The 20,870-nt window shown below is 69.0% G+C and carries 23 protein-coding genes; 16 read left to right on the top strand and 7 right to left on the bottom strand.

All coding sequences use genetic code 11. The features are described 5' to 3' along the window. Positions 1–2 precede the first annotated feature (2 nt). The 3 genes from MCHLDSM_RS30005 to MCHLDSM_RS29995 are packed head-to-tail and all read left to right on the top strand — an operon-like array spanning position 3 to position 2,110. Positions 3–584, top strand: coding sequence for a cysteine hydrolase family protein (locus MCHLDSM_RS30005; RefSeq protein WP_407661884.1), 582 nt, complete (start codon positions 3–5; stop codon positions 582–584). Between the two features lie 9 nt (positions 585–593). Next, positions 594–1,070 carry an Rrf2 family transcriptional regulator gene (locus MCHLDSM_RS30000; protein ID WP_048473452.1) on the top strand — a complete coding sequence of 159 codons (477 nt, stop codon included), beginning with the start codon at positions 594–596 and terminating at the stop codon, positions 1,068–1,070. Positions 1,071–1,090: 20 nt separating this feature from the next. Continuing rightward, entirely contained in the window at positions 1,091–2,110 is a 1,020-nt protein-coding gene (locus MCHLDSM_RS29995) for a nitronate monooxygenase (protein WP_048473451.1), read from the top strand. On the opposite strand, the gene MCHLDSM_RS29990 is transcribed toward MCHLDSM_RS29995, so the two are convergent. From MCHLDSM_RS29990 to MCHLDSM_RS29980, 3 genes are read right to left on the bottom strand one after another with little or no spacing between them, the layout of a single operon-like run. Further along, positions 2,107–2,979 (bottom strand): DUF4097 family beta strand repeat-containing protein, encoded by an 873-nt coding sequence (locus MCHLDSM_RS29990; RefSeq protein ID WP_168439972.1) that lies wholly within the window; start codon positions 2,977–2,979, stop codon positions 2,107–2,109. The genes MCHLDSM_RS29995 and MCHLDSM_RS29990 overlap by 4 nt on opposite strands. A gap of 22 nt (positions 2,980–3,001) precedes the next feature. Beyond that, entirely contained in the window at positions 3,002–3,646 is a 645-nt protein-coding gene (locus tag MCHLDSM_RS29985) for a response regulator transcription factor (RefSeq protein WP_048418320.1), read from the bottom strand. Then, positions 3,634–4,968 carry a sensor histidine kinase gene (locus tag MCHLDSM_RS29980; protein WP_048473449.1) on the bottom strand — a complete coding sequence of 445 codons (1,335 nt, stop codon included), beginning with the start codon at positions 4,966–4,968 and terminating at the stop codon, positions 3,634–3,636. The genes MCHLDSM_RS29985 and MCHLDSM_RS29980 overlap by 13 nt, the downstream gene beginning before the upstream one ends. 88 nt (positions 4,969–5,056) lie before the next feature. Here MCHLDSM_RS29980 and MCHLDSM_RS29975 point away from each other — a divergent pair, with 88 nt between their 5' ends. From MCHLDSM_RS29975 to MCHLDSM_RS29960, 4 genes are all read left to right on the top strand, one after another. Next, complete coding sequence (locus MCHLDSM_RS29975; protein ID WP_048473448.1) at positions 5,057–6,175, top strand: TDT family transporter; 1,119 nt, start codon at positions 5,057–5,059, stop codon at positions 6,173–6,175. Positions 6,176–6,236: 61 nt separating this feature from the next. Next, positions 6,237–6,959, top strand: coding sequence for a FadR/GntR family transcriptional regulator (locus MCHLDSM_RS29970; RefSeq protein WP_048473447.1), 723 nt, complete (start codon positions 6,237–6,239; stop codon positions 6,957–6,959). Continuing rightward, positions 6,956–7,636: a sterol desaturase family protein gene (locus MCHLDSM_RS29965; protein ID WP_048473446.1), complete on the top strand. Its 681-nt coding sequence runs from the start codon at positions 6,956–6,958 to the stop codon at positions 7,634–7,636. The genes MCHLDSM_RS29970 and MCHLDSM_RS29965 overlap by 4 nt, the downstream gene beginning before the upstream one ends. A 48-nt stretch (positions 7,637–7,684) precedes the next feature. Then, positions 7,685–8,560, top strand: coding sequence for an LLM class flavin-dependent oxidoreductase (locus tag MCHLDSM_RS29960; RefSeq protein ID WP_082169142.1), 876 nt, complete (start codon positions 7,685–7,687; stop codon positions 8,558–8,560). On the opposite strand, the gene MCHLDSM_RS29955 is transcribed toward MCHLDSM_RS29960, so the two are convergent. From MCHLDSM_RS29955 to MCHLDSM_RS29945, 3 genes are read right to left on the bottom strand one after another with little or no spacing between them, the layout of a single operon-like run. Next, positions 8,553–10,229, bottom strand: coding sequence for an NAD-binding protein (locus tag MCHLDSM_RS29955; protein ID WP_048473445.1), 1,677 nt, complete (start codon positions 10,227–10,229; stop codon positions 8,553–8,555). The genes MCHLDSM_RS29960 and MCHLDSM_RS29955 overlap by 8 nt on opposite strands. A 49-nt stretch (positions 10,230–10,278) precedes the next feature. Further along, on the bottom strand, positions 10,279–11,385 hold the full coding sequence (locus tag MCHLDSM_RS29950; protein WP_048473444.1) for an acyl-CoA dehydrogenase family protein: 1,107 nt from the start codon (positions 11,383–11,385) through the stop codon (positions 10,279–10,281). Between the two features lie 16 nt (positions 11,386–11,401). Continuing rightward, positions 11,402–12,562: an acyl-CoA dehydrogenase family protein gene (locus MCHLDSM_RS29945; RefSeq protein ID WP_048474079.1), complete on the bottom strand. Its 1,161-nt coding sequence runs from the start codon at positions 12,560–12,562 to the stop codon at positions 11,402–11,404. 176 nt (positions 12,563–12,738) lie between these two features. Here MCHLDSM_RS29945 and MCHLDSM_RS29940 point away from each other — a divergent pair, with 176 nt between their 5' ends. The 7 genes from MCHLDSM_RS29940 (at position 12,739) to MCHLDSM_RS29910 (ending at position 18,882) form a co-directional block, all read left to right on the top strand. After that, the gene (locus MCHLDSM_RS29940) at positions 12,739–12,978 is read left to right on the top strand and encodes a hypothetical protein (RefSeq protein ID WP_048418312.1); all 240 of its coding nucleotides are present in this window, start codon (positions 12,739–12,741) and stop codon (positions 12,976–12,978) included. Positions 12,979–13,010: 32 nt separating this feature from the next. Beyond that, positions 13,011–13,547, top strand: a complete 537-nt coding sequence (locus MCHLDSM_RS29935) for a hypothetical protein (RefSeq protein ID WP_048473443.1) — start codon at positions 13,011–13,013, stop codon at positions 13,545–13,547. A gap of 77 nt (positions 13,548–13,624) precedes the next feature. Beyond that, complete coding sequence (locus tag MCHLDSM_RS35200; RefSeq protein ID WP_053083129.1) at positions 13,625–14,632, top strand: hypothetical protein; 1,008 nt, start codon at positions 13,625–13,627, stop codon at positions 14,630–14,632. 269 nt (positions 14,633–14,901) lie between these two features. Continuing rightward, entirely contained in the window at positions 14,902–15,681 is a 780-nt protein-coding gene (locus MCHLDSM_RS29925; protein ID WP_048473442.1) for a hypothetical protein, read from the top strand. A gap of 41 nt (positions 15,682–15,722) precedes the next feature. Further along, positions 15,723–18,215: a hypothetical protein gene (locus MCHLDSM_RS29920; protein WP_109788981.1), complete on the top strand. Its 2,493-nt coding sequence runs from the start codon at positions 15,723–15,725 to the stop codon at positions 18,213–18,215. Between the two features lie 190 nt (positions 18,216–18,405). Continuing rightward, complete coding sequence (locus MCHLDSM_RS37920; RefSeq protein WP_131722712.1) at positions 18,406–18,642, top strand: hypothetical protein; 237 nt, start codon at positions 18,406–18,408, stop codon at positions 18,640–18,642. Positions 18,643–18,663: 21 nt separating this feature from the next. Next, on the top strand, positions 18,664–18,882 hold the full coding sequence (locus MCHLDSM_RS29910; protein ID WP_048473440.1) for a three-helix bundle dimerization domain-containing protein: 219 nt from the start codon (positions 18,664–18,666) through the stop codon (positions 18,880–18,882). Here MCHLDSM_RS29910 and MCHLDSM_RS29905 read toward each other — a convergent pair. Then, the gene (locus MCHLDSM_RS29905) at positions 18,879–19,142 is read right to left on the bottom strand and encodes a hypothetical protein (protein ID WP_048473439.1); all 264 of its coding nucleotides are present in this window, start codon (positions 19,140–19,142) and stop codon (positions 18,879–18,881) included. The genes MCHLDSM_RS29910 and MCHLDSM_RS29905 overlap by 4 nt on opposite strands. A gap of 316 nt (positions 19,143–19,458) precedes the next feature. On the opposite strand from MCHLDSM_RS29905, the gene MCHLDSM_RS37915 reads away from it, so the two are divergent. Both MCHLDSM_RS37915 and MCHLDSM_RS29900 read left to right on the top strand, forming a co-directional pair. Continuing rightward, positions 19,459–19,707: a hypothetical protein gene (locus MCHLDSM_RS37915; protein ID WP_131722711.1), complete on the top strand. Its 249-nt coding sequence runs from the start codon at positions 19,459–19,461 to the stop codon at positions 19,705–19,707. After that, positions 19,707–20,870, top strand: a complete 1,164-nt coding sequence (locus MCHLDSM_RS29900) for a tyrosine-type recombinase/integrase (protein ID WP_048473438.1) — start codon at positions 19,707–19,709, stop codon at positions 20,868–20,870. The genes MCHLDSM_RS37915 and MCHLDSM_RS29900 overlap by 1 nt, the downstream gene beginning before the upstream one ends.

Here is a 20,870-nt window from a genome sequence, read left to right as displayed (position 1 = left end):
CGATGCGCGCCCTGTCCGGCCTGCCGCTGACCCCGGTCGGCCTCGACGAGTCGGTGCTGGTGATGATCGACTGCCAGAACACCTACACCCACGGGGTGATGGAGCTCGACGGCGTGGACGCCGCGCTCGACGAGGCCGCCGAACTGCTCGACCGCGCCCGCACGGCGGGTATCCCGATCATCCACATCCAGCACGACGACGGCCCCGGCTCGCTGTACGACATCCACGGGGAGACCGGTGCGATCGTCGACCGGGTCGCCCCGCGCGACGACGAGCCGATCGTGGTGAAGAACTATCCGAACGCGTTCGTGCAGACCGAACTGTCCGACCGGCTGGAGTCGCTTGGCGTGCAGAACCTCGTGCTCGCCGGGTTCATGACGCACATGTGCGTGAACTCGACCGCGCGCGGCGCGTTCAATCTCGGGTACGCGCCGACCGTCGTCGCCGCGGCGACCGCGACGCGCGCGCTGCCCGGTCTGGACCAGGAGACGGTGCCCGCCTCGGCGATCCAGGCGGCCAGCCTCGCGGGGATCGCCGACCTGTTCGCCGTGGTCGTGCCGAAAGCGGCGGACATTCCCGGATAGCCTGGGCCTATGCGGATGTCGGCGAAGGCGGAGTATGCAATCCGCGCGATGGTTCAGCTCGCCACCGCTGACGACGGCGTCGTGGTCAAGACCGAGGATCTGGCCAAGGCGCAGGGCATTCCGGCGCAGTTCCTGGTGGACATCCTCTCCGATCTGCGCACCGACCGGCTGGTGCGCAGCCACCGCGGCCGCGACGGCGGGTACGAGCTCTCTCGGCAGGCCACCGAGATCAGCATCGCCGATGTGCTCCGCTGTATCGACGGCCCGCTGGCCAGCGTCCGGGACATCGGGCTCGGCGACCTGCCGTACAGCGGCCCCACCGCCGCGCTGACCGATGTGTGGCGGGCGCTGCGGGCGAGCATGCGGTCGGTGCTCGAGAAGACCAGCCTCGCCGACGTCGCCGCCGGGCACCTGCCCGACCACGTCCGGGTGCTGGCCGACGACTACCGCGCGCAGGAGGAGCAGCGCGGACGCTCCGTCACCTAGCAACTCAGAAGGGAAGGGTTATGGCCTTCGATTTCCGTGACCTCGCCGCGCCGGTGTCGGTGGCTCCGATGGCGGGCGGCCCCTCGACACCGGAACTCGCTGCGGCGGGCACCAACGCCGGTGGGCTGGGTTTCGTCCCGGGGGGCTACCTCAGCGCGGACACGTTCGCCGAGCGCCTGACCGCCGCGACACGACTCGCCTCGGGTCCCATCGCTGCCAACCTGTTCGTGCCGCAGCCCAGCGCCGGCACCGTGGACGCGATCGACGCCTACGCCGCGGAGCTGGCGCCCGACGCGCAGCGATACGGCGCCGCGCCCGGTGAGCCCCGCTTCGACGACGATGCCTGGGCCGGCAAGCTCGAGGTCCTGCTCGACGTGCGGCCGGCGGTGGCGTCGTTCACGTTCGGCCTGCCCGACGCCGACGAACTCACGCGACTGCGCGGCGCCGGCATCACGGTCGCCGGCACGGTGACCACGCTGGACGAGGCCCGCGTGGCGGCCGATCGCGGCGTCGACGTGCTCGTCGCGCAGGGGCCCGCGGCGGGCGGGCACCGTGGCACGTTCGACGCGACGGCGCGGCCGTCGGAGGAACCCCTCGACGATCTGCTGGCCGGGATCGCAGCTGCCGTGGACCTGCCGGTGGTGGCGGCCGGCGGGTTGATGACCGCCGCCGACATCGCGCGGGTGCGCCGGGCCGGCGCCGTCGCCGCGCAACTGGGCACCGCGTTCCTGCTCGCCTACGAGGCCGGCAGCAGCCCGGTGCACCGGGCGGCGCTGACGAATCCGGAGTTCACCGAAACCGTTGTCACCAAAGCGTTCTCCGGTCGCTACGCGCGCGGGCTGCGCAACCGGTTCGTCGACGAGCACGAGGCGGGCGCCCCGTTCGGCTACCCCCAGGTGCACTATCTGACGAGCCCGCTGCGCGCGGCCGCGGTCCGCGCGGGCGACCCGCACGGGGTGAACATCTGGGCCGGGACCGGGTTCCGGCTCGCCGAACCCGGTCCCGTGGCGGCGATCATCGCGAAGCTCACCGGCGGCTAGCGCGTCGATTCGACGGTGACGTCGCCGGTTTCGGAGCGGACGGTCACCACGGAGGCGGCAGCGCGGGGATCGCGGGTCTGCGGTACGCGCACCACGGTGGAACCCCACGGTTGGCCCGTCGACGCATCGACGACGTACGGTCCGGGCTGTGGCAGGGCGACCGTCACATCGCCGTTGTCGGTCCGGGCGTCCAGCGTCTTGGGCGCGCCGGCGAAGTCGACGTCGATGTCACCGGTCTGGGTGGTGGCCTTGAACGTCTCGGACACCGACACCGCGTCGCGGGTGTCGACGTCGCCGTGGGAGTTGCTGATGTCGATGTCGCGGGCCGAGCCGCTCAGCACCACAGCACCGTCGCGGGTGCGGGCCACCAGCTGGTCGATGTCTGCCTGCAGCATCACCACACCGGTGTCCTGCTGCGTCGTCACGGTCGTGCGCCGCGCCAACTCGGCGGGCAGGACGAGCGTGATCTGCGACGCGCGACCCCAGTCCAGGATCGGGGACTGCTCGGCGTCGATCGTCACGCGCGCCGAGACGCCGTCGGCGTCCACCGCCAACGGATCGGACCCGGCGCGGGCCGAGTTCACCATCGTCATGTCGACGCGCGGCTCGCGCGCGTCCCGGTCACTGGTGATGCGGACGATGACCGGAACCGAGCCGGTGTCGACGGCAATCGAGCGCAGCGTCGCCGGCAGAGCCACGCTGTCGGTCACGACGCGGAACGTGCTGACCCCCCAGGCGAAGACGCCCAGGGACACCACGGTCCCGACGACGAGCACCGCGGCGGCGACGACCAGCACGGCGCGCAGCGCGGTGCGTCCGCCCGGGGACAGCGGCGGGGGAGGGGAGGGAGGGGCGATGGTGGTGGTCACGGGCGAAGTCCTTTCCACGCGATCAGGATTCGAGGTATCTGAGCACCGCGAGGACACGGCGGTTGCCACTGTCGTCGGGTGCCAGGCCGAGCTTGGTGAAGATGGAGGCGATGTGCTTCTCGGCCGATCCGACCGACATGTGCAGGGCTGCGGCGATGGCCGAGTTCGTCTTGCCCTCGGCCATCAGCTGCAGCACCTCGTGCTCGCGCGTGGTCAGCGCGTCCAGCGCATTGCGGCGGTGCGAGCGGACCAGGATCTGCGACACCACCTCCGGGTCGAGCACGGTGCCACCGGCCCCCACGACGGCGACGGCGTCGAGGAACGCCGGGACGTCGGCCACCCGGTCTTTGAGCAGGTAGCCGAAACCCCTGGTGTCCGAGGCGATCAGGTCCGCGGCATAGCGCTCCTCGACATAGTGCGAGAGCACCAGCACCGGTGACTCCGGGTTCTGGCTGCGCAGCAGCGCCGCGGCGCGGATGCCCTCGTCGGTGAACGTCGGCGGCATCCGCACGTCGAGGATCGCCAGGTCCGGTCGCGTCTCGTTCACCAGCCGCAGCAGGTTGGTCGCGTCGGGCACACCGGCGACCACCTCGTGTCCGGCGTCGGTGAGGATCCGCTCGATGCCCGCCCGCAGCAGCGCCGAGTCCTCGGCGATCACGATGCGCATGGCAGCACCGCGGTGATGACGGTCGGGCCGGTGACGGGGCTGGACACCCCGAAGGTGCCGCGTGCCGCACGCACGCGTTCGTCGAGGCCACGCAGCCCGGTGGCGTCGGCGCCCGCATCGTCGGCGACGATCCGCGCGCCCCCGCGACCGTCGTCGAACACGGTGACGTGCAACAGGTTTGCCGCCTCGTCGAGCCGGACGGTGACCGCGGCCTGCGTCGCGCCGGCGTGCCGGGTGACGTTGGTCAGCGCCTCGGCGACGACGAAGTACGCGCACGCCTCCACTTCCTCGGGCAGCCGCCGGGGCAGGTGCACGCTGAGCGTCGTCGGCACCCCGGAGTTGGTGGCGCGCTGCACCACCGCCGACAGCGCGGCGTCGAGGCCGCGGTCGGACAGGATCGTCGGCGCGATGCCGCGGACCACGTTGCGCAGTTCCACCAGGGCGGTCTTGGCGTCGTCGTGCGCCTCGGCGATCAGCGCCTTGGCCGCGGGCAGATCGGTGTCGAGTTTGGTCTGGGCCAGGCCGATCGTCATGGCCAGCGACACCAGCCGCGGCTGCACGCCGTCGTGCAGGTCGCGCTCGATGCGATGGCGTTCGGTCTGGGCGGAGGTGACCGCACCCTGCCGGGCGTCGGCCAGCGCGCTGACCTGGTACTGCAGAGCGGCCGTCGGCGAGGGTGACAGCAGCCAGCGGTCGATCGTCGCGTCCAGCGCCGGGGCGAAGATCAGCAGGACCACCGCGACGGCCAGCGCCACCACGGCCAGCAGCCAGGCCACCGGGGTCGGCAGGAAGGACAGCCCGGCGTCGGCGTCGCTGTTGCCGATCGCGATGGCTGCTGCGGGAGCCAGGAACGCGAACGCCAGCAGCGCCAGCGCCAGAGCGGTGACCAGGATGTCGTAGGTCATCCGAAGATAATGGTGCGCCACCGTTTTCCAGAACCGGGCGCTGCTGACGTCCAGCAGCAGTTGGTGTGCCCATCGTTGGAAGCCGGTGTGCGGGGACAACCGCCGCGGCGGAATCCCGATGCCCATGCCGAAAACCGCTTCGCTGCGCACCCGTTCGACACGGTCGACACCGCGGATCAGGTAGACGAACACGACGGCGGCCAGCACGAAGCCGATGACGCTCGGGATCGACGAGACGCCGATGACGAGCAGGCCCAACGGGATCCAGAACCAGACACTTCCCAACGCGGCCCCGATGACCATCGAGGCGGTCGGTACGAGACCCAGGCCCCGCACCCGCGGTGGCGCCGGCGCGGGCGCCGCCACGTCGGCGGACCCGGCGCCGATGATCTCCTCGGTGTCTGCTGTTGCGGTCATGTCACCAACCTAGGGACCCGGGTGCGCCCGCGACACAGCGTTTTCCCCAGACTCCTCTGGGGGCTAACCCCCGGCTCGCCATACTGTCGTGGTGACCGACAGGGCCGGCTCGCAGCCGGCGATCCTCAGTTACCTAGGGCCGAACTGGTTCGCCTCGGTGATGGGCACCGGCATCGTCGCGACCGCCGGCGCCACCCTGCCGGTGCAAGTACCCGGCCTGCGGGGTTTCGCCCTCGCGGTGTGGGTGGCGTCCGCGCTGTGGCTGGTCGTGCTGCTGATCGCGATGGTCGGCCACTGGGTGCGCACGCCGGCGGTGGCGCGCAGCCACGTCCGCAATCCGCAGATGGCGCACTTCTACGGGGCGGCGCCGATGGCGCTGCTCACCGTGGCCTCCGGGGCGCTGCTGGTCGGCAGGGATCTCGTCGGTGAGCGCGCGGCGGTGGACGTGGCGTGGGCGCTGTGGACGGCGGGCACCGTCGGCGGGCTGATCACCGCGATGAGCATCCCGTACCTCATGTTCACCCAGTACCGGGTGGAACCCGATGCCGCGTTCGGCGGCTGGCTCATGCCCGTGGTGCCGCCGATGGTGTCGGCGGCCACGGGTGCGCTGCTCATCCCGCACATGGCCCCGGGCGCGGGCCGGGCCACCATGTTCTATGGCTGTTTCGCGATGTTCGGGCTGTCCCTGGTCGCGTCGCTGATCATCATCACGATGGTGTGGAGCCGGCTGGCGCACTTCGGCACCTCCGGCACCGCCCGCGTGCCGACCCTGTGGATCGTTCTCGGTCCGCTCGGCCAATCCATCACGGTCGCAGGACTTCTCGGCACGGACGCGGCGCTGGCCGTGGACCCGCGCCTGGCCGACGGTATGAGCGTGTTCGCGGTGCTCTACGGCGTGCCGGTGTGGGGCTTCGCCGTGCTGTGGATCGGGCTGGCCACGGCGCTGACCGTGCGCACGATGCGGCGCGGGATGCCGTTCGCGCTGACGTGGTGGAGCCTGACGTTCCCGGTGGGCACGTTCGTCACCGGGACGACGCAGCTGGCCGCGCACACCGGCCTGCCCGCGTTCCGGGTGGCGGCGGCGATCGCCTACCTGGGCCTGCTCAGCACCTGGCTGCTGGTCGCGGTCCGCACGCTGCGCGGCGGACTGGGCGGCGGGCTGTTCGCACCGCCGGCGCCGGGCCCCATCCGGGCGGCCAAGGACTGATCAGCCGCAGTCACTGGTATGACCACTTGACCTCCTGGCCTCTTTGGGTCAGGGTGTGGGTATGGCTCTTCGACCCGTGCACCGACGCTCGGTACCCGAGGACGTGTTCGACCAGGTGATGTCCGACGTGCTCAGCGGGGAGATGCAGCCCGGTGAGACGCTGCCCAGCGAGCGGCGCCTGGCCGAGGTGCTGGGGGTGTCCCGGCCGGCGATCCGGGAGGCGCTCAAGAGGTTGGCGGCCGCGGGGCTGGTCGAGGTCCGACAGGGCGGCTCGACGACGGTCCGGGACTTCCGGCGCACCGCCGGGCTGGATCTCCTGCCGCAACTGCTGATGCGCGGCGGCGAGCTCGACCTCGCCGTCGTCCGCAGCATTCTCGAGACCCGGCTGCACAACGGCCCCAAGGTGGCCGAACTGGCCGCCCGGCGCCACGGCCCCGACACGCGCGAAGCCCTCGAGGCCGCGGTGCGCGCTCTGTCGGAGGAGACCGATCCCGTTGCTGCGCAACGGTATGCACTCGACTTCTGGGATCTCATCGTCGACGGCGCCGATTCGATCGCCTTCCGGCTGATGTTCAACACGCTGCGGGCCACCTACGAGCCCGCACTGCCCGCCCTGGCCGCGGTGATGACCGGAGAGGTCGGCCAGGTCGACGCCTACCGGGCCCTCGCCGAGGCGGTCCTGTCCGGCGACGCGACAGCTGCCCGCGACAACGCCCACCGCCTGCTGGAGCCTGCGACCACCGCCCTTCTGGATGCGCTGAACGAACTGGAGGAGAGCCGATGACCACCCCCGCCCGATCGCTGCCCACCCCTTCCGGACGCCGACACGTCACGCTCGGGGACGCCGCACGCGAGTTCGGGCGCTACCCGACGCCGTGGATGATCGGCGCGACACTGGTGATCGCCGCGGGGATGCGCATCACGCTGGGCGACTGGACGTGGGCCGACGCCGCCGTCCCCGTCGTGATGCTCGCCGCCTTCCCGTTCGTCGAATGGGTGGTGCACGTGTGCATCCTGCACTGGCGTCCGCGGCAGATCGGCGCCGTGCGCGTCGACCCTCTGCTGGCGCGCAAACATCGCGAGCACCATGGCAATCCGCGTGACATCGCACTGATCTTCATCCCGTGGCAGGCGCTGCTCTGGGTACTTCCCGTCGCCGTCGCCGTCGCGCTGCTCGCGTTCCCCCGCGCACCACTGGGCGTGACGTTCCTGACCGTCCTGGCGGTGCTGGGCCTGGGCTACGAGTGGTGCCACTACCTGGTGCACAGCGACTACAAGCCCAAATCAGCTGTCTATCGGGCGATTTGGCGCAACCATCGCCAGCACCACTTCAAGAACGAGCACTACTGGTTCACCGTCACCAGCGCGGGCACCGCCGATCGCGTGTTGGGCACCTATCCGGATCCGGGGACGGTGGCCACGTCGCCCACGGCGAAGAATCTGCACGGGCAGCCGTCCTGACGCCGTCCACCGGCGTGTCAGAATCGCCACGTGCGAATCGGGATGACGATGCCGGTGATGGAACCCGACCTGGACCGCGCGTTGCTGCGCGACTGGGCGAGGCTGATCGACGACGGTCCGTTCTCGTCGCTGTGCTGGGGTGAGCGGATCGCGTTCGACAATCCCGAGAGCCTGACCCTGCTGGGTGCCCTGGCCGCGTGGACGGACCGGGTGCGGCTGGTCACCACCGTGGTGATCCCCCAGCTGCACGACCCGGTGATGCTCGCCAAGGCGATGGCCACCGGCGACATGCTCAGCGGCGGCCGGCTGACCGTCGGCATCGGCGTCGGCGGCCGGCACGAGGACTACCGCGCCGTGGGCGCCGATCCGGCGACCCAGACCATGCGCCAGATGGCCGACCGGGTCGCGGTGATGCGACGGGTGTGGGCGGGGGAGAAGGTCACCGAGTCGACGCTGCCGGTGGGGCCGCCGCCCGTGCAGCACGGTGGCCCCGAATTGCTGGTCGGCACAACGGGTCCCAAGACCCTGCGCAGCGCGGCGGGCTGGGCCGACGGACTGGCGGGTATCACCCTGGACCTCGACGCTGACGCGCAGAACGCGCTGTTCGACGTGGCTCGTGACGCATGGCGAGCGGCGGGCAGGGCCACGCCGCACCTGGCGACCTCCTTCTGGTTCGCCGTCGGCGAGGGCAGCGCGCCACGCGAGCAGGTGCACCGTCACCTGCTGCGCTACATGAACTGGATCCCGTCGGACATCGTCGACGCGATGGCGCCGACGACGGGATGGGCCGGCACCCAGGACGACCTGCGTGCCGTGCTCACTCGGTTCGCCGACATCGGCACCGACGAGATCCACCTGATCCCGACCAGCAGCGATCTCGACCAGGTGCGCCGGGTTGCCGAGGTGGTCGCCGACCTCAGGTGATCGCGGTCGCCGCGCTGCTGCCCTGCCCCTTGCGCAGCGTGTCGAGCAGCTCGCGGTAGGGGCCCACCAGATAGGCGATATCGCCGGCCTGCAGCTGAGAATCGCGGCGCGGATGCAGTTCCCGGGCGCCGTCGCGGCCGACGATCGCGATGACGCGGGTCTGCGTCGACAACTCGGCCATGCGGATCCCGTCCAGCTCGCTTCTGGCTCCGACCCGCACCCCGCCCACCATGAAGGAGGCCTGGCCCACCGAGAAGGTGCCGAACACGGTCAGCCCCAGCGCCGCCCCGATGAACCACGGAGCCGCCAATTCGACCGTGGAGAGCACGTTCTCGAACCGGAACCGGTGGGCCACCGCCGCGCCCAGCGCCCGGTCGAACACGCGCAGAACCACCGGCACGTCGACGGGCCGGTCCTTGGAACGTTCGCGGGACACGATCGCCGTCTCGATGTTGACCATGTCGTCGTCGGTCAGCACGGCCACCGCGACGGCGTCGTCGATACGCGCCGCCTCCAGTGTCGACGGCAGCGTCGCGTCGCCGAAGATCACCGGAATCCCGAGATCGGCGGCCGCGGAAAGGTAGCGGTTCTCGTCGTTGAGTTCGATGACGGCGATGTCGTGGCCGGCGGCCTTGAGGTCCGCGGCGACCCGCACGCCGAAGGAGCCCAGCCCGACCACGATCATGTGGTCCTGCATTTCGCGCACCTTGCGCCGGCCCGCCGAGTACGCCAGCCGCCGCGAGAGCAACACGTCGGCGATGAAGGCCACCAGCACCGCGGTGGTGGTGATGCCCGCGAACATCAGCACGATGCTGAACAAACGCAGCCAGGTGGGCTGGCCGCTGAAGCTGAAGTCGCCGTAGCCGACGGTCGCGATCGTCTCGGACGAGAAGTAGAGGGCGTCGACGAAACTCATGCCCGGCATGTCGTAGGTGAGCCACAGCAGAAGGGTGGATCCGAGGAGCAGGCCCAGCGACGCTGAGAGCGCCCGGTAGAAGTTCGGGTTCACGTCCTCGTGGAAGGCCCGCGCAGCGTGGCCGATTCGGGTCAGCGGCGAGCGGTGCGACCCCGATGCCCGCACTCCGGCCGCCGGGCCGTCGGCGGCCAGTTCGTCCTCGGTGCCGATCACGGCGACCCAGTCACCCTCGTCGACACGCAGATCGCGACCGGGACAGGCTGCCACCTCACCGGGGGTCGGCGAGTGCTGGCCGCGCACGACGGCCACCGGCGCCAGATCGCCGTAGATGTCGCGCAGCGTGCCCGAGCGCGGGGTGGCCGCCCCGGAGACGACGAACCGGAGGTCGCCGGCGGCGATGGAGTGCGTGGTGCGCTGCAGACACGCCTCGACGACCGACGGTGCGGCCAGATCGGCGACGTCGAGGACGGCGCCCGGCCCGTTGCCGGCCGCCATCGCCTCGCGCAGCACACCGTTGGCCAGTCGGGTCACCACCCGCACGGTCGGACTGAGACGACGCGCCAGCAGCGCGATCTCGAGGTTCGCGGCGTCGTCGGGTCCGGCGCAGACCACCGCTGCCGCCGCGGTGATGCCGGCCGCCGCCAGCTGATCGGCACGGTCGACCACCGTGACCGTGGCGCCGGCGCTGCGCAACTCCTCGGCGATGCGCACCGCCAGCGCGTCGGCACCGCTGACGATGGTGTGGCCGACCATTGCAGCAGGTTACGCAATGTCGACGTGAAGGGCAGGCCGAAACCCGACCTCAGATCGTCACGACCTCGTATCCGTCGAGCTGACCCACCAGCGTGTGCAGGTGGTCCTGCGACGAGCCGAGCATCTGCTCGATCGCCGTCAGCCGGGCGGCGTAGTGCCCCACCGGGTACTCCGCGGTGACGCCGATGCCGCCGTGCAGCTGGATGGCCTCCTGGCTGATGTGCCGGCCGGAGCGCCCGATCTGCAGCTTGGCCCGCGCGGCGATGGTCGGGTCCAGATCGCCGTCGGCGATCGACATCGCCGCGTAGAGCGCCATGCTGCGCGCCAGTTCGAGGGAGACGTACATGTCGGCCGCGCGCTGGGTCAGCGTCTGGAACTTGTTGAGCGTGACGCCGAACTGCTTGCGCTGGGTCAGGTACTCCGTGGTCAGCCGCAGCGCCTCCTCCATCGCGCCGAGGGCCTCCGAGCACAGGCCCGAGGTGAACCGCACGAGCGCCCGCTCGATCGCGGCCGACGCGTCCACCGCCTCGCCGAGCGGCTCCGCGGCCGTCTCGTCGAGGTCGATCTCGGCGCCCCGCTGACCGTCGAAGGTGCGGTAGGCCCGGCGCTGCACCGCGCCGGCGTCGACGAGGAACAGCCCGGTGCCGCCGTCGGGAAGCGCCGCAGTGACCACCAGGGTGTCGGCACAGTCACCGGCCAGCACAGGATTCTTGCGACCGCTGACCGTCCACGAATCACCCTGACGCGCAGCGGTTGTCGAGACAGTGGCGGTCGGCCGCCGCATCCCCGGCTCGGTGTGGGCGAAGGCCAGCAGCCGCTCGCCGGCGGCGACCTCGTCGAGGAGGGCGCGTTGCTCGGCGGTGCCCACCTCGGCGATCACCGCGCCGGGTCCGAGCGCCGCGTGCAGCAGCGGCTCCGGGGCCAGCCTGCGGCCGGCCTCGGTGAGGACGGCGTGGATCTCGATCTGGCCGCCGGCGTCCTCGTCGAATCCGAGGCCGAGCACTCCGACCTCGGCCAGCTGACTCCACACCTCACGGTTCCAGCCGAGCTCGGTGTCGAGCGCCTTGAGTCGGCTCTCGGGATCGTAGGCGCGCGTGAGCATTTCGCGGGTGGTGTCGCGCAGCAGCGTCTGTTCTTCGCTGAGTTGGAAGTCCATGATGTCCGCCTTGTCTCTACAGTCCGAGGATGGTCGACGAGATGATCGTGCGCTGCACCTCGTTGCTGCCGCCGTAGATCGAGGTCTTGCGGTAGTTGAGGTAGCGCGGCGCGCTGTGCTGCGCCCAGTCCGGTGACGCGATCTCGGCGCCGTTCGGGAACGGCAGGATGTCGGGGCCCGCCACCTCCATCATCAGCTCGGTGGCGAGCTGCTGCAGCTGGCTGCCACGCAGTTTCAGCACCGACGACGCCGGGTTGGGCTTGCCGCCCTTCGACCCCGAAGCAACCCGCATCTGCGTCAGTTCCAGTGCCAGAACGTCGTTTTCGGCCTCGGCCAGCCGGGCGGCGAACAACGGGTCCTCGAGCAGGCCGTTGGCCTTGGCCCGCTCCTTGACCTCGGCGAGCTTGACCTTCGTCCGGCCGACCTGGGCGATGCCGGTGCGCTCGTTGCCCAGCAGGAACTTCGCGTAGGACCAGCCCTGGTTCTCCTCGCCGACCAGGTTCTCGGCGGGCACCCGGACGTCTTCGAAGAACACCTCGTTCACCTCGACGCTGCCGTCGACCAGTTTGATCGGCCGCATGGTGATGCCGGGGGTGTCGAGGTCGATGAGCAGGAAGGAGATACCGGCCTGCTTCTTCGGGGCGTTGGGGTCGGTGCGGACCAGACAGAAGATCCAGTCCGCGTACTGGCCCAGCGTCGTCCACGTCTTCTGCCCGTTGACCACGTAGCTGTCGCCGTCGCGCAGCGCCGTGGTGCGCAGCGACGCCAGGTCGGAGCCGGCCTCGGGCTCGGAGAAGCCCTGGCACCACCAGATGTCGAGCGCGGCGGTCGGCGGCAGGAAGCGCTCCTTGACGGCCTGGGAACCGAACTCGGCGATCACCGGCCCGACCATCTTGGCGTTGAAGTTCAGCGGCTCGGGGACGCAGGCCAGCTGCATCTCGTCGAGCCAGATCTGATGCTGGGTCGGCGTCCAGTCCTTGCCGCCCCACTCGACCGGCCAGCTGGGCACCGCCAGGCCGTGGTCGTTGAGGATCTTGTGCGTCGTGACGATGTCGTCCTTGCTGATCTCCGTGCCCGCGCGGCTGCGTGCTCGGATCTCGGCCGGGATCTCCGTCGCGTAGAAGGTGCGAAGCTCGTCGCGAAAGGCGGCTTCCTCGGGTGTCAGTGCCAGCTGCATGGCGGCCTCCTGCTCCATCGATGGACCTGCATGCAGACTAACCACTTGGTTGGTCGGTGCCCTCGCGGGTGCGGACATTGCCATCGCTCGATGCGTGTTATTGCCCCGAGCGTCAGTTTGCGGCGTAGCCTCACCAGGTGTTCGACCAGGGAACTCGTCAAGGAGGGGATTTGACCATGCGCACACTCGCCACGACCGTGGGTGCGACGGCCATGATCGTCGGCTCGCTGCTCGGGACGCCCACGGCCGGCGCGGCACAGGTCGCCGCCCCGGCGCCGGCTCCGATTCCGGCGCCCGCGCCGCAGCGCCCGGTGGTGCAGATGTTCGACTGCGCGGGAACCACCGGCTGGATGGGCTGCGGCCCGGGCTGGTTCTGGCGCGACGGGTGGCGCGGCTACGCGTGCTACCCCTGCTGATCCGACCGTCCACCGACCAGCAGGAGAGACACATGAAGACGATGTCCACATTTGCCCTCGGGGGAGTCGCCGCAGTGGCGGCGACGGTCACCTTTGGTTTCGGATCAGCCTCTGCCGCACCGGATTACGGGACTCTGCCGGTGAATCCGAACGTCATCACCGATTCGACGGCGTACGTTCCCACGCCGCCGGTCTCCGACCCCGACGGCCAGCAGGGCGTCCGGCAGGAGTTCAACCATCGTGACGGCAGCCGCGGGATCACCACGACGATCCTCGTGCTGCCCTCCGCGCAGGCGGCGACCGACGCGATGAACGCCTGGCGCGACGGGCTCGGCTCCGTCGTCACCAACCCGACGAGCGGACCGGTTCCGGTGGGCACCGGGGGGACCTGGGTGACGGGGGTGTCGCCGAACGGCACCCAGTCGGTGGGGGTCCTGATGTTCACCCGCGGCAACGCGGCGGTCGACGTGCAGTTCGACGGTCCGCTCAACGACCCCGTCCCGCCGGATCTCGCCACCCAGTACGGCGATGACCAGGTCGCCGCGATCGATCGGCAACTCGGGACATAGCTCGGCCCCGGCGGGCGATGAACCGATCGGGGCCGTGAATCGTGCCCCCTACATCAGCGTCGATGTAGGGGGCCACGATGAAGCCACGCAGCGCCACGAACGCCGGTGTCGCCACCACGGGGATCTGCGCCCTGGCGGTCGCCACCGTGATCGCCGGTCCGCCGGTGTCGGAGCGGCCCGATCCGCTGCCGCTCACCCGCGAGGTCATGTTGACGGCCGCAGCGGTACCGCCCGGTGGTCTGCTGGCGAGCCTGCTCATCAACCAGGTCCGGTACTGCGCGATCATCTGCCCGCTCGTCGTCGACACGGCCGTCACCGCCGGCGTGACGACGCTGGCCGTACCCGTGAGGTTTCTGACCGCCCTGCAGTCCGGCGATCTGCTGCAGGCCCTCGGCGCGGCCGCGGCCTCGGTCACGGGGCCCACCAATGAGGCTGCGCAGGCTGCGATCCTCGCCGATGGTTCGCGCGTCGCACCCCGAGCGTTCAACGCGCTCGAGGTGGGTGTGGTGGGTCTGCTCGACGTGCTGCCCGCGACGGCCGAAGGGATTCCCGGTGTCGCGCGGGCTCTCCAGGCCGCGCGCGAGGATACCTTCACCGCATTGAACGCGCCGATCGTCGCGAACCCGGCGCCGACCGCACGGCCCGACGGGGTCCTGCAGGTCGTGGTGGTCGAGTCGCTCAATGTCGTTGGTGCCGTGATCTTCCCAGCGTTCAACGAGATCTTGTCCGCGGTGTTCGACGCTCCCGACGCGTTCGCCCGGGAGCTCGCCGACTCGGGAAACCTCGGTCGCGCGGTAGGCGCGGGGGTGCACAACGCCGCGGGCCATGTTCACGCCGCCGTGTCCGTGGTGGGCCAGACGGTGCGCACGGGACTGCAGCACGTCGCCACCGCGATCGGGGACGCGCGCGCGGAACGAGGCGTCGCGGTTCAGCGGCGCGACCACCGTGGCGCGGATCGGGCGGGCACGCACCACGCGCGGAGCGTTCGGGCGCCCCGGACGGAAAAGGTGGCGGCGTCGCCCGGCAAACGACTGGCTGAACGTGCAGACAGGGGCCGGGGCCCGCGTCCAGCGCGCCGACACTGATCCGACGATGCCCTGAACGCTCGTTGCCCAGTGGTTGCGACCACAATATTTTCTCGGTGCAAAGCTAATTGGTCGATCTTGAAACTACATCTTTCAAGCTGCGGATTAACGGGTCGAGGCGTGGAACCAGCAATAGCTAGCAAATCAAACCAAACTGAGAAATTCTCAGAAACGTGTTTGACATCGCTGTCAAAAGTCCATCCAGGCTCACGAACAGATGGCCCCGCGTCACCAGGGCGGGGTCGCGGCCGAGCGCAGGAGAAGGAACCATGGCTAATCACGGACTGACCCCTGAGGAGCTGCAGGCGGAGGTCGGTATCGCGCTACCGGCTAAAGAGGTCGTGTCGATCATCGACGTCAACGCCGACATCAACGTCGGCATCGACGCGGCGTCACCGATCGACCTGTCCGCGGCCGCGAATCTCAATGTCGCCGCGCCCATTCAGGCCGGCGCCGGCGCCAACGTGCTGACCTACGGCTCGGGTGCCGACGCCACGGTCACGCACTCCGCCGACGGCGGCGTGGTGATCATGCAGTCGATGGACGACGTGACCGCCGACGCCACGTCGTTGCAGGACAGCGGCATCGACCAGGCCGGCGACACATCGACGGGAACGGTGACCAGCCCCGGCACCGGCACCGACACCGGCACCGACACGAGCACCGACACCGGGGCGACCGTCGACACCGGCACCGGAACCTTTGCCGACGGCGCGCTTCTCAACGTCGACGTCAACGTCGACCTGAACGCCGACCTCGCGGCGCCGATCGCCGGCGCGGTCGCGGCCAACGCGAACGTGGCGGCCCCGATCAATGCCGGCGTCGCGGCCAACATCGGCTCCATCGATTCGACGGCAGACGCGGTGTCGATCCAGGACGCCACCATCACGCAGAGCATGAACGACGTCCACGCGACCGCGGATTCCGATCAGACCTCGAGCATCTCGCAGGGCGGCACCAGCAGCACGGCTGACGGCGCCACCAGCAGCGCCGGCACGACCTCGAGCGGCACCTCCGGCACCAGCGGCGGCTCCAGCTCTGCTGCCTGACGGCACACGCTGACGCGGTTCGACGATCGAGGAGTGTCCAGGTGACCGTGACGAGCGAGGGGTCGGCGCCTCCGCAGGAGGTGCTGCGGCGGGCGGACGGCGTCGAACTGATCGGGGAGATGGCGGGATCGGGCTACAAAGTCCCGCCCTCCCTGGTCCGCCGCGCCGACGGCCAGACGATCCAGCTCACGCCGCTGCTCTACGCGATACTGCGTGAGATCGACGGCGCACGAACCGCAGACGGGGTCGCGGCCGCGGTGTCCGAGGCCACCGAGCGCACGGTCACCGACGACAACATCCGCCACCTCGTCGACAAGCAGTTGCGCCCACTGGGCCTGCTGGTCCTGCCCGATGGGCGCCAGCCGGCGACCAAGAAGCGGAACCCGTTGCTGGGTTTGCGTTTTCGCTACGCGGTGACCGAACCCGACCGCACCCGGCGACTCACCGACCCGTTCCGGTTCCTGTTCCGGCCGTGGATGGTCGTCCCTCTGCTCGCGGTGTTCGCGGTCGTGTGCTGGTGGGTGTTCTTCCGCAAGGGTCTGGCGCACGCCGCCTACGACGCCTTCGAGCGCCCCGGACTGCTGATCCTCGTCTTCGTCGTGACGATCATGTCCGCGGGCTTCCACGAATTCGGTCATGCGGCCGCGGCACGGTACGGGGGCGCCACGCCGGGTGCCATGGGATTCGGGGTCTACCTCGTCTGGCCGGCGTTCTACACCGACGTGACCGACACCTACCGCCTCGGTCGACGGGCCCGGGTGCGCACCGACCTCGGTGGGCTGTACTTCAACGCGATCGTCGCGGTGGCGATCGCGGGCCTGTGGTGGTGGCTGCGATACGACGCGCTGCTGCTCGTCGTCGCGACGCAGATCCTGCAGATGCTGCGCCAGCTCGCGCCGATGGTGCGGTTCGACGGCTACCACGTGCTGGCCGACCTGACCGGTGTCCCCGACCTCTACTCGCGGATCAAGCCGACGCTGCTCGGGTTGCTGCCGTGTCGGTGGGGTGACCCGCACGCGCGCATGCTCAAGCCGTGGGCCCGCATCCTGGTCACGGTCTGGGTGCTGGTCGTGGTGCCGATGCTGCTGTCGGCGATCGCCGGTGCGATCCTCGCGCTGCCCCGCCTGCTCGGCTCCGCGTGGTCGGCCCTGGGCACCCAGCGCGACGTGCTCACCAGTTCGTGGGCCGACGGCGACTTCATCCAGGTCATCGCCCGGGTGCTGGCCATCGTGGCGATCGTCATTCCCGTGGCCGGCGTGCTCTACATGCTGGTCCGGTTCTGCCGGCAGACCGCACTGGGTGCGTGGAAGACGACGGCCGGCAAGCCGGTGATGCGGGTGCTCGTCGTGCTGGCCGGTGCGGTGGTCGCCAGCGGGGTCGCCTACGCGTGGTGGCCGGGGGAGTCGAACTACCGGCCCATCCAGCCGTGGGAGCGGGGCACCGTCGGTGACATCGCCTACGCGCTCGGCATGGAGCGTCTCGGTACGCCACCCCTGCGGTCGGAGCCCACCCGGCCCGTCGCCGCGACGCGGACGATCGCGCCCGGACAGCGCGGTGTGATGCAGGTGATGTGGGATACCCGCACGGCGCTGCCGACGGCGGGGCAGCCGCGGTTGATGGTCGTCATGATTCCCCGGATCTTGCGCGGCGGTGGCGGACCCGCCGGCGTCACGACGGTGGCTGACAAGGGCTGGGTGTTCCCGGTCGACAAGCCGCTGACCCCCGGCCCCGGCGACAACCAGGCACTGGCCGTGAACACCCGGAACAACACCGTGGTCTACGAGGCCGCCTTCGCCCTGGTGTGGCAGACCGACGAGAATTACGCCGAGAACATCAACGACGCGGAAGCCTATGCGTCATGCCGCAATTGCGGTGCGGTCGCCGTGGCCTACCAGGTGGTGTTCGTCATCGACGGCGACGACACCAACGACAACGTGGCCACGCCGCAGAACCTCGCGGGCGCGCTGAGCTACGACTGCATCAACTGCCTGACCTACGCGCTGGCCCAGCAGCTGTTCATCACCCTCGACGAGCCGCTCTCGCCCGCGGCCATGGCGAAGATCGACCAGGTGTGGGCGCGGGTCGGTGCCTTCCAGAAACAGATCGAGGCGGGCCAGGTGAAGCTCGACGACATCCAACCGCAGCTGCAGGCGTACACCGACGAGATCAAGGCCATCGTCGAAGAGGATCAACCCGGCACGTTCTCGACGTCCACGGTCGTGGCCACGACGTCCGCGCCCGCCGCCCCGACGTCCAGCGCGGTGCCGAGTGTGTCGGCGACCGCGGTGGCGACGCCGACCAGTGGAGTTCCGGAGCCCAGCGCCGGCGCCGAAGCGTCACCGAGTGAGACGGCCGCCCCGTCGACCTCCGCGGCGCCGACGACGACGGCGGACTCGACGTCGACCGTCGTGGTGTCCGACCCCACCGCAACGGCCGACCCGACCGCGACGGCCGGGTCGACGGGAACGGCGTCGTCGGCGGACACCACGTCCGGGGGCACGGCCTCGGACGGAGGCACGGCGAGCTCGCCGTGACGCGGCCGACGCGCGAGACTGCCGTCAGATCGCGATCCGGCGCGAATCCGCGATCTCTCGGCAGTCTCGGCGACAGTGCGTGGTGGGGTCGCGCCGAGGCCGGTGTCCCGGCTGACGGATCGAATTGACGTTCATGTAGCGCTCACCGCGTGTTCACGCCGTCATGAGCCACAACGATTAGCGTCGGCCGATGCAGGCAGAAGCACGGGCCGACGGCGCCCACCAGACCTTCCAGAATGCTCTCCTCCTCGCCCTCACTGAAGGCCGGAAGCCAAGTCGTACAGCGCAATTCAGTGAACGAACGTGGCGAGTCGTCGATGCAGTCGCGCTCGCGCATCCGGACGCGACGGCCACACTGATCAGTGATGCGTATGACTCGTTCGAACTGGATTGTGACGAGGTCGTCCGAAACATGGCCACCAGGTGAACGGAGTGCGACGATGCTCGAATGGTCGATTCAAGCGAATGGACGGCTATCCAGCACGTGGTCGAGCGGCTGACGCAGCGGTACCCCGCGCTGGAGCCGGACACTGTCATGACGGTGGTGCACCGGTCCCATGCTCGTTTCGATGGACGCCCGGTGCGTGATTTCGTTCCACTGTTCGTCGAGCGGCGTTCCCGCGAGGAGCTCGCGAAGATCGGCGCCCTTGCGAAGATCAGCGCCTAGGAAGGTTCGGCTACGTCGTCCGGTTGCAGCGCGAAGCGCCGATCGAGCCGGTCGATCATCTCGTCGAGTCGGATGAGGTCGTCCTCGGCTCGGTGCATTTCGGCGATCGCCCTGCTGGTGCTGTCACCGTTGCGGATGAGCTCGCGCCGGTTGCCGATACGGTCGATGACCTGACGCCGTTCCGCCACGAGTTCCCGGCGCAGGCTCCACGCTTGCTGCAGGTCCGCTCTCCGGGCGGCGTCTCGGCCGTCGATCTCCATCATGGACACGGTAATGACCCACGCGCGGGATGTTCACACGCTCGAATTTTCGTTGGGTGCCCCCGGCAGGATTCGAACCTGCAGACGCGGTATCAGCAAACATTCGTTGTGACCAGCAATTACGTTGCTAGACAACAGCTTACGGACCTTCGCGCTTCACTCACTTCGCGCATCCTGCTCAGGTAGGATGGACCCGCATAGGTAACGGATGGGTAGGAATCCGCAAACTACCTGTTCAAAGCATCGGGCCGCAGGGGAGGATGGCAATGTGCATGTCTGATTATTCGTTTGCTAATCAATCGGGGGCTTGGGGCTAGTGCAGACAGATCGCCGGATTTCGTGGAACAGAACGTTGGCGCGTGAGTATTTCGCCGCTGCCTTAAAAGATGCCGTTGAACTGGGCCAATGGCCCGATCCACGGTATCTGTTGAACGCTGACGTTGGCGATGCCGTAGGAGCAGTTGCCGATTCTTTCCCGCAGATCGATCAGTCCCTTGTTGCGGCGGCTGAACGCACCTTCGCGACCTATCTAGAGCGTCATGCGGCCATCTACGGGGAAGATTGATGAGCGGGAAATCTGGGCACCGGGCGTGGGGCCACATCAAAAAGCAGCGGACCAAGACGGCGAGCTATCAGGCATCGTTCATCGGTCCCGATCAACGGCGGCACTACGCCCCGCACACCTTCTCGGCGCGGATGAACGCCGAAGCGTGGTTGGTCAGGGAAAAGGATCTGATCGAATCTGCCACCCGAACGGGGGAACGGTGGAAACCGCCCTCAGAGCGCGTCCAAGAGAGAAAAGCTGAAGTTCTGCTGTTCGGTACCTACGGCAAGAAGGTCATCGATCAGCGCAAGCTCAGCCCTAGAACGCGGATCGAGTATGAGGCCAAATGGTCCGCGCTCATCGAACCGACCTTCGGCAAGGTGCCGGTAGCCGATATGACCCCTACAGCGGTGCGCGGTTGGTTCTCGGGTCTTGACCAAACCAAGGAACGGCGCAACAGCCACGCCTATGGGGTCTTGAACATGATCTGCAATACCGCCGTCAAAGACGGCTTGCTTGAGCGCAACCCCTGCATGATCACCGGCGCAATGAACACGAAGGCCAAAGAGAACGTCAAGATCCCTACGACGGCAGAACTGCACGCTATTGCCGACAAGCTGGGAGCCAGCGAAAACCAAGGGCGGTTCAAAGCGCTGGTTGTGTTGGCCGGCTGGTGTGGTCTGCGCTACGGCGAGGTTTCCGAACTTCGGCGCAAAGACATCACGCCTGATTGTTCGGTTGTAACGATCACTCGCGCTGTAGGCCATCGCGGCGGCGAGTGCATCCTTGGTCCGACAAAGACAGGGGAGACCCGTAGCGTCACGATTCCTCCCCATATCAGACAAGACGTCAAAGACCATCTGGCGTCATACGTCGGCAAGGATTCCGATGCGCTGCTGTTCACTCCCTCGCGTGGCGGGTGCCATCTCAATGACCGCGTTTTCAATAAGGACGTATTTCAGAAAGCCGCCAAGGCGGTGGGGCGTGAAGATCTGTCCGCACATGACCTGCGACGGTTCGCGGGGTCGAAGAATGCTCAGGTGGCGACGTTGACGGAGAACATGGCTCGCCTCGGTCATAAGGCAGTAAAGGCATCGTTGCTCTATCAGCACTCTCAATCGGGCCGCGACGCCGAGATTGCAGCCGATTTGTCGACACAGGCGTTAAGAGAGCTAGGCGTCTGA

The organism is Mycolicibacterium chlorophenolicum (assembly GCF_001044235.1).
Lineage (GTDB): Bacteria > Actinomycetota > Actinomycetes > Mycobacteriales > Mycobacteriaceae > Mycobacterium > Mycobacterium chlorophenolicum.
Note: the sequence above shows the minus strand (reverse complement) of the source record. Positions and strands in the feature narration are given on the sequence as shown.